Origin of the sequence: Arthrobacter sp. ZGTC412 (assembly GCF_002929215.1) — a bacterium.
In the GTDB taxonomy this organism is placed as follows: domain Bacteria; phylum Actinomycetota; class Actinomycetes; order Actinomycetales; family Micrococcaceae; genus Arthrobacter.
The window spans coordinates 1-6,775 of record NZ_PJII01000035.1; the positions used below are offsets into that span (position 1 = coordinate 1).

The 6,775-nt window shown below is 62.0% G+C and carries 10 protein-coding genes; 3 read left to right on the plus strand and 7 right to left on the minus strand.

The genetic code is table 11. The features are described from left to right. Positions 1 to 14: 14 nt before the first annotated feature. The 6 genes from CXQ88_RS21040 to CXQ88_RS21065 all read right to left on the minus strand — a co-directional run bounded on the left by CXQ88_RS21040 (position 15) and on the right by CXQ88_RS21065 (position 3,720). Positions 15 to 800, minus strand: a complete 786-nt coding sequence (locus tag CXQ88_RS21040; protein ID WP_104046104.1) for a DUF2382 domain-containing protein — start codon at positions 798 to 800, stop codon at positions 15 to 17. Between the two features lie 486 nt (positions 801 to 1,286). Next, complete coding sequence (amaP, locus tag CXQ88_RS21045) at positions 1,287 to 1,901, minus strand: alkaline shock response membrane anchor protein AmaP (protein ID WP_104046105.1); 615 nt, start codon at positions 1,899 to 1,901, stop codon at positions 1,287 to 1,289. Positions 1,902 to 1,947: 46 nt separating this feature from the next. Beyond that, the gene (locus CXQ88_RS21050) at positions 1,948 to 2,535 is read right to left on the minus strand and encodes a DUF6286 domain-containing protein (protein ID WP_104046106.1); all 588 of its coding nucleotides are present in this window, start codon (positions 2,533 to 2,535) and stop codon (positions 1,948 to 1,950) included. After that, positions 2,532 to 2,969: an Asp23/Gls24 family envelope stress response protein gene (locus tag CXQ88_RS21055; RefSeq protein ID WP_104046107.1), complete on the minus strand. Its 438-nt coding sequence runs from the start codon at positions 2,967 to 2,969 to the stop codon at positions 2,532 to 2,534. The genes CXQ88_RS21050 and CXQ88_RS21055 overlap by 4 nt, the downstream gene beginning before the upstream one ends. After that, positions 2,966 to 3,145, minus strand: a complete 180-nt coding sequence (locus tag CXQ88_RS21060) for a hypothetical protein (protein ID WP_104046108.1) — start codon at positions 3,143 to 3,145, stop codon at positions 2,966 to 2,968. The genes CXQ88_RS21055 and CXQ88_RS21060 overlap by 4 nt, the downstream gene beginning before the upstream one ends. Before the next feature lie 71 nt (positions 3,146 to 3,216). After that, positions 3,217 to 3,720 carry an Asp23/Gls24 family envelope stress response protein gene (locus CXQ88_RS21065; protein ID WP_104046109.1) on the minus strand — a complete coding sequence of 168 codons (504 nt, stop codon included), beginning with the start codon at positions 3,718 to 3,720 and terminating at the stop codon, positions 3,217 to 3,219. A 192-nt stretch (positions 3,721 to 3,912) separates the two neighbouring features. Here CXQ88_RS21065 and CXQ88_RS21070 point away from each other — a divergent pair, with 192 nt between their 5' ends. The 3 genes from CXQ88_RS21070 (at position 3,913) to CXQ88_RS22055 (ending at position 5,487) form a co-directional block, all read left to right on the plus strand. Further along, positions 3,913 to 4,503, plus strand: a complete 591-nt coding sequence (locus CXQ88_RS21070; protein WP_104046110.1) for an RNA polymerase sigma factor — start codon at positions 3,913 to 3,915, stop codon at positions 4,501 to 4,503. A 101-nt stretch (positions 4,504 to 4,604) separates the two neighbouring features. Continuing rightward, a complete protein-coding gene (locus CXQ88_RS21075; protein ID WP_219816369.1) occupies positions 4,605 to 5,099 on the plus strand; it encodes an Asp23/Gls24 family envelope stress response protein in 495 nt (164 codons plus the stop codon). Beyond that, entirely contained in the window at positions 5,092 to 5,487 is a 396-nt protein-coding gene (locus tag CXQ88_RS22055) for an Asp23/Gls24 family envelope stress response protein (RefSeq protein ID WP_181037644.1), read from the plus strand. The genes CXQ88_RS21075 and CXQ88_RS22055 overlap by 8 nt, the downstream gene beginning before the upstream one ends. Before the next feature lie 679 nt (positions 5,488 to 6,166). On the opposite strand, the gene CXQ88_RS21080 is transcribed toward CXQ88_RS22055, so the two are convergent. Next, on the minus strand, positions 6,167 to 6,775 hold a 609-nt coding region (locus CXQ88_RS21080; protein ID WP_104046112.1), incomplete at its 5' end, for a YsnF/AvaK domain-containing protein.

Genomic DNA, 6,775 nt, shown 5'->3' on the forward strand with positions numbered 1-6,775 from the left:
GTTACAGGCAGCCGCTAGCGGCGGTTGCGGCCGTCGTCATCGAGTTCGATGTTTTCCTTGCGGACTTCCTCGGTGACGGTCTCCTGCTCGGTTACGGTTTCTTTGTCCAGACGGACGCGCTCGACCGGGACGGTTTCCTTCTGTACCACGGGGCGTTCCTCGTGGAGGATGATTTCGTGCTCTTCCTCGCTGATGTCGGGCCCGGCCGTCGCCTTGCCGCGGTTCTCCTCGGTGATCGGTTCGCGTTCAATGCGGACCTTTTCACGCTGGACCGGGACGGTGGTGGTGACGTTCTCGGTGACCACGAACTTGCGCAGCCGTGCCCGGCCGGTGGCTTGCTTTTCGGTGCCGACGCGAAGCTGCTCCTCCGAGCGGGTCATCGCGTCATCGGTTGTCGGACCTGAGGTGTCGTGTCCCACGGTGCCCCGTGCGGAGGTGTCCCGATCGGTGGTCTCCCGGCCGGTGCCGGCGTACGCGCCACCGCCGCTGAGGCCGTAGTAGGTGTAGAGCTGCTCTTCCTCGGCGGGCTCCAGGTGCCCGTCCGGGGCGACGCGGGGTGCGTCCTTGATCTTGTCTTTCGTGTACGGGACAACGATGTCGTTGCCGTCCTGGGTGGCGGCTTCGAGCGGGACAAAGGATTCGGAGGTGCCGAAGAGCCCGGTTTTGACCGTGACCCAGGTTGGTTCGGAGGTCCGGTCATCGGCGTAAATCTGTCCGATGGAGCCGATTTTGGTTCCGTCAGAGCCAACGACGTTGCCGCCGGCGGTGGTCAGTGAAGAAAGGTTCTCTGTGCTGATCATGATGTTCTCCTTCTTATACTGCGTGATTTTCCCCCGGGGTCGAACCGTACAGATGACGTTGCATCGAACTACCGACAGGTCCCCCACGCCCTCGCCTAAACCATGAAACATGACCCCCACCAAGAAAGCAAGCATACTTACTACTTCGTTTTTCCTGCGTCATCCCGCTGCTTGCAACCCGGTGCTGGCGGTTCAAATCAGCCTCTTGTTTCGGTACCAAGACAGTTCAACCGACGCAACCCGATAAGGCGTACTTCAGAGCATGCCGCCTGCTCAGTACGAATCTGGCCATCTCAGCAAAGGCTCCTTTGACAAGACGATCAATCCACCCGATCGCCCGATCCTGACTCCACCGAAGGTGTGAACTGCAGCGATAAACGGCGGGTTCTAGGCAGCGCTAAATGTCACTCTCGCTGACCCGCAACTGATCCTTGAGACTGTCGCGAGCACTCACAAAGTGGCCCCGTCGCATCCCCTTCGTTTCGGCTATTGGATGACGGTGCCGGTGGAGCGCACGACGGTTCCGGTGTTTTGGTTGCGGCTACTGACGTCGATCTGTAACCGACTTTCCTGAAGGGGTGATTCCAAGGCCGTGGACAGGTTAGGCAGGGTGGACGTTTCCAGCTGACGAAGCAGGTCCTGGACATCAGCGGTGTCGGTGACGGTGACTTTCAGGGTCAAGTTTGGCTCTGTAGCGGTTCCGCGCAGCAGGGCTGAGGACGTCACTACGCCGGGCAGGTTGTTCACTTGGTTTTCCACCGCTTTGGCCAGTACCGACGGGTCACAAGTGGTTCGGCCTTGGGCGCCGTCGGATAAACGGTAGGTGTCGGCCGTGTTTTTCCGTGGGATTTGGGCGATGAGCCACATCAGCCCGAGCACACCCACGATCAGGCCGATGACCATGAGGAGAACCACCACCCATGAGACGCCGAAGTAGGGATATAAATCACCGGGTACGACCTTGTCCCCGGCAGGTGCGGTGTTGGCACGGGTGGGCAGCACTCCTGCGGCCTGGAGGAGTAGGGCGATACCGGCGGCAAGGAGGAGGATGCCCAAAACGGTCAGCCACGTGCGGTTCAGAGTTCCGGCTGTTTGTTTCATCGTTATCCTTCCTTCGGTGCCTGGAGCGCGGACGCGGAAATTGGTCTCACCCCTTGAATTGGACGGTGGTGGTGACGCGCGGGACCGGGTCTAGCCCGGTCGCGTTCAAGCGGTCCCGAACACTTTCGGTTACGCGGGTGCGCAGTTCCCCGGTGTCCCGCAGGGTCGTCTTCACGCTCAGGTGCACACGCTTATCGGTGGCAGTTGCCGCGGCGGAACTCACGCCGTCCACCTGCTCGCATAGTGCCTTGGCCAGGTGGGCTACGGCACGGCGGGTCATCACGGTCTCCCGTTCTTTCACCTGTGGCTCCCCGCCTGTGGAGTCACGGGCGGTGTTGCGTACCGTCAGGGCGATGAAGCCGCCGGGAATGATCGCGCACAGGAGCAGGGTCAGCCCCACCACGACAGCGGTGATGCCGATACCCCACATGGCGGGGCTATTCCACGTCAGGGCCGTCAGCCAGTCCCGCGGCCCCTGCAGGAGGGCGGACCAGGTGCCGTCGATCAGCCGGGCAATGGCCAGCCACACCAGCGCGACAGCGGCGGCCAGAAGCAGGCTCCCAACAATTAGGGCAGGAACGGTCCGGCTGGGACGGCGCCGAAGTCGGTTTGACCGTCCGGAGTTGCGGCTCATAACAATTTCCTGCGCCCGCCGGTGCCGGCATCGATGGTGGTCAGCCAGGAAACCCGAACATCGACCTGGCGGACTTCAATACCGGTCAGTTCCATTACCCTGGTCCGGATCCGCTGCCGCAGCGCTTCGGTCGCCTGCCGCAAGGGAACCGGATACAGCATGCCCACTTCGACGCTGAGCGTTGCGATGTTTCCGCTCAGTTCCACTGAGGCCCTGGGCCGGGCGGACAGGTCCGCGCGGGTTCCGATACCCAGAAAACCGCCCGAGGATCCCCCGGCTACCGACTCCTCGCTGACCACCTGGCTGGCGATTTTCTCGATCACCTTATCCGCCAGCACGGTTATCCCACGTGAACCGATGCCGCCATCCCCTGCGCTGTAGTGAGCGTCCTCGGCCGCGGTGATCGGCAACGCGTGTGCGCCTTGGGGGTTCATCGGCTCGATGCTTTACCGAACAGGGCGGCCATGTCCAGTTTTCCCTCGGCCACCCGACCGACTACCAGGCCGATGAAGCCGAGTACGACCGCGGATACCAGCGCCCACCAGCCGCCGAACGCCAAAACTATTCCAAGCACAATGCCTATCGCCAAGCACCACCGTGTAGTAGACATCGCGATTCTCTTCCTCCTCGACTTATCCCCACCGGCCGGGATCTCCGCCCGGGTGGGTTTGCTGGGTGTACTTATTGAAGTTCGGTTTTTTGATCCTTTTGGTCCTGCTGGTCATCATTGGGAAGGTGGACGTCGGTGACATGGACGTTCACTTCCAGCACCTCCAGGCCTGTGGAGTGCTCGACCGACTGGATGACGTTGCGGCGGATGCCCTGGCTGACGTCGACGATGGAGACCCCGTACTCGACGATGATCGAGACATCGACGGCGGCCTGGCGTTCGCCCTTTTCGACGCTGACACCACCGCTGACGTTCGTCTGGGAGCCCGGGATGCGTTCAGCCAGCGAGCTGAACGCGCGCCGGCCTGCGCTGCCCATGGCGTATACGCCAGGTACTTCGCGGGTCGCCATGCCGGCGAGCTTCTGCACCACCGTTTCCTCGATCGTGGTGTCTCCCCGGTCCGTGTGCAACAGATCCTGCTTTTTCGGCTGCTCCACCGGGGCATTGCGCTTCTGCTCCTCGGAGGTGGCCATAACGCCACTGGAAGCTCCGGGGGTTACGAGTGACTCTGCCATGGAAAACAACTCCTCTTATAGGGATCGGGATTGTACTTACCTAAAAGAAGACGAAGCCTGGCAGGAAACGTCACGCGGCTGGACAGATTATTTTTCCCTCGGGCCAAAGCTCCCCCGGCCGGTCCTGTCGATGCCGGGCTGTGGCATATTGGGGCCAGGCGCCGGTACATCGCCAGGCAGGACGGACAGTGCATGAATGATCACAGCCTCGAACCGGACCTGGACGAGGGAAGTGTCGTAGCCCGCGCTCAGGACGGTGACCTGAGCGCCTTCGAACACCTCGTGAACACCTATCAGGGCAGGCTCTTTCGGCTGGCGTACCGGATGCTCAAGGACCGCGGGGATGCCGAAGACATCGTCCAGGAAACCCTGACAATAAGCTGGCGCCGGCTACCCATGCTCACTGATGTCAATGCCTTCGGCGGCTGGATCTACCGGCTGGCGACCAACAAATGCCTGGACCTGCTGCGTAAGCGAAGCAGCCACGCCGCGGACATCACCGATCCCGAAGACATTCATGCTGCCTCCGAAACGGAATCTCTCCGGCCCCCGGCCGGGATCGATCCGGCCCATGAGGCTGAATGGTCCGCCGAACAGGAGGGCCTGACCGCCGTCCTGGACACCCTTCCCCCGATGCAACGGGCCTGCTGGTTGCTGCGGGAAATGCACGACCGAAGTTACACCGAAATAGGTGCGACACTAAAGATGAGCCCCACAGCAGTCCGTGGCACGCTCGCCCGGGCACGGCACCACATAGCAGAAGGGATGAGCCAATGGCGCTAGAGGACATTCCCCTCCTCGGCTGCGGGCGCCACATCGACCAGCTCTGGGCCACCCTCCACCAACCCCCCACCACACACGAACAACAGTGCGAACAATGCAAGATGGCCAGAACCAGCCTGCAAAGACTCAGTGAAGCAACCCGGTCACTGCGCGAACAGGACCTGAACGATCCCGCGCTAAAACCCCGCCCCGGCATCACGAACGCCATCATGGACGTTGCCCGCGCCGAGATCCGCCGCAGTAAAAGAATCATCCTCGGCAGCACAGAAGAGGGCACGACCGAGATCAGCGAGCAAGCCCTAAGCGCGCTCATTCGGCTCGCAGCAACAGCGATACCCGGCGTCCACTCACGGCGCTGCCACATCGAGGTACGTTCCAGCGACCCCAGCCCCGCCGGCGAAGACCCACGTTCCAGGGGCACTGCTGACGCCGGCCCTCACCTCATCATCAATCTTCGGGTGGCCGCCGCCGCGGGCATCGACATCCCCCGAACCGTCCAGACACTACGACAGGAGATCAGCAGCGCCATTCCAGCCGGCGCCGGTATCAGAGCCGAAATCATAAACATCACAGTGGAGGATCTCTACGATGTCTGACCAACCCCTCCAAGGCCAAGTCATCACCAGCCAACTGATCGCCTCGCTGGCGGCGCGCACCGCACTGGAAACACCTGGGGTTCTCAGACTCGAACCCACTATCCACGGCCTCCTCGCCCGCCTCGGCCCCGCCGCCCTGAACAACCTCCGCAACCCCGGCAGCCAAAACGGCACCTACCGGCACGACGGTGTAACCGCCACAATCAGCGACGGGACCACACACGTCCACCTCGACATCGCCACCGACATAACCTACGCCGCCCTCAACGTCGCCGAAACAGTCCGGGAACGTGTCCGTGAGAACATTCGCCACACCGCCCTAACCCCCGGCCCCGTCGATATCAGCATCCTCGCCATAGAACACCACCACGGCACAACACACGCCTAACACGAGAACTGGTGACGGCTGCTAACCCCCAGCTGTGCATGTGTTGAGGCTATTTGGCCAAGAACTGACGCCAGTTCAGGGCAACCCAAATGATGACCTTAGAACCAAGGGCAGAAAAGACAGCGCTCGAGGACCTGCAGGAACCTGCTCCCCCGGAGGCACCTGAAGTGTGGCAGCGCTGACTTGAAGAGTGGGTGGGAGACCCCTGTCAATACTGCGGAACCCCCAGCACTTCCGTCGCGCAGACTTGCCCTGATCATCTCGCTCCAAGCTGTTTTGCTACGGCCGGACAACAACGAGGGCGGATTTCCGGTATACCAGCGATATCAGTCTGCACGTCTGAACTGCTGCGGCCTGCGGGCCGCCAGAGGAGCGCCCGTCCAGTCAGCAAGCGATTGCTGCTCTGTCTCGGATGCTTCCGGGACGGCAGGTTCCTGCTGATCCTCCTGCTCCGGTTGCTCTGCCTGTGCGTGTGAATTCTTTATTGCTCTCCCTGAACAAGCGCGGTGCAACCCACACCACGATCCGCAGGATCTAAAGGAAGAGGATCTATCTCCTACGGGACTAACTGCACCAATCTTGAGGCGAAAGAGATGTAGTGCCTTAAGCCCATGGTCCGCCTCCAGAAATGGAGGGCGGACCATGGGCACCTTATTGACGGCCCTGGAGGGTGCTGGCCTTAGTGGCTGTTGCGGCCGTCGTCGTCGAGTTCGATGTTTTCCTTGCGGACTTCCTCGGTAACGGTGTGCTGTTCGGTCACGGTTTCCTTGTCGAGGCGGACGCGTTCGACGGGGACGGTTTCCTTCTGGATAACGGGGCGTTCCTCGTGGAGGATCACCTCATGTTCTTCCTCGCTGATGGCGGGGCCGTCCAGGGCCGCGCCCCGGTTGGCGTCCGTGATCGGCTCACGTTCGAGGCGGACCTCTTCACGCTGGACAGGGACGGTCTTGGTGACCATTTCGGTGACCACGTACTTACGCAGCCGGGCGCGGCCGGTTGCTTGCTTTTCGGTGCCGACGCGGAGCTGCTCTTCCGAGCGGGTCATCGCATCATCGGTAGTGGGCCCGGAGGTGTCATGTCCGACAGTCCCGCCGCCGGCAGCCATGTCGGTGGTGTCCTGGTCATCGTGGCGGGAGAAGCCGCTGGAGAGTTCGTAGTAGCTGTAGAGCTGGTCTTCCTCGGCGGGCTCGAGGTGCCCGTCAGGGGCGACACGGGGTGCGTCCTTGACCTTGTCCTTGGTGTACGGGACAACGATGTCCTTGCCGTCCTGGGTGGCGGCATCGAGCGG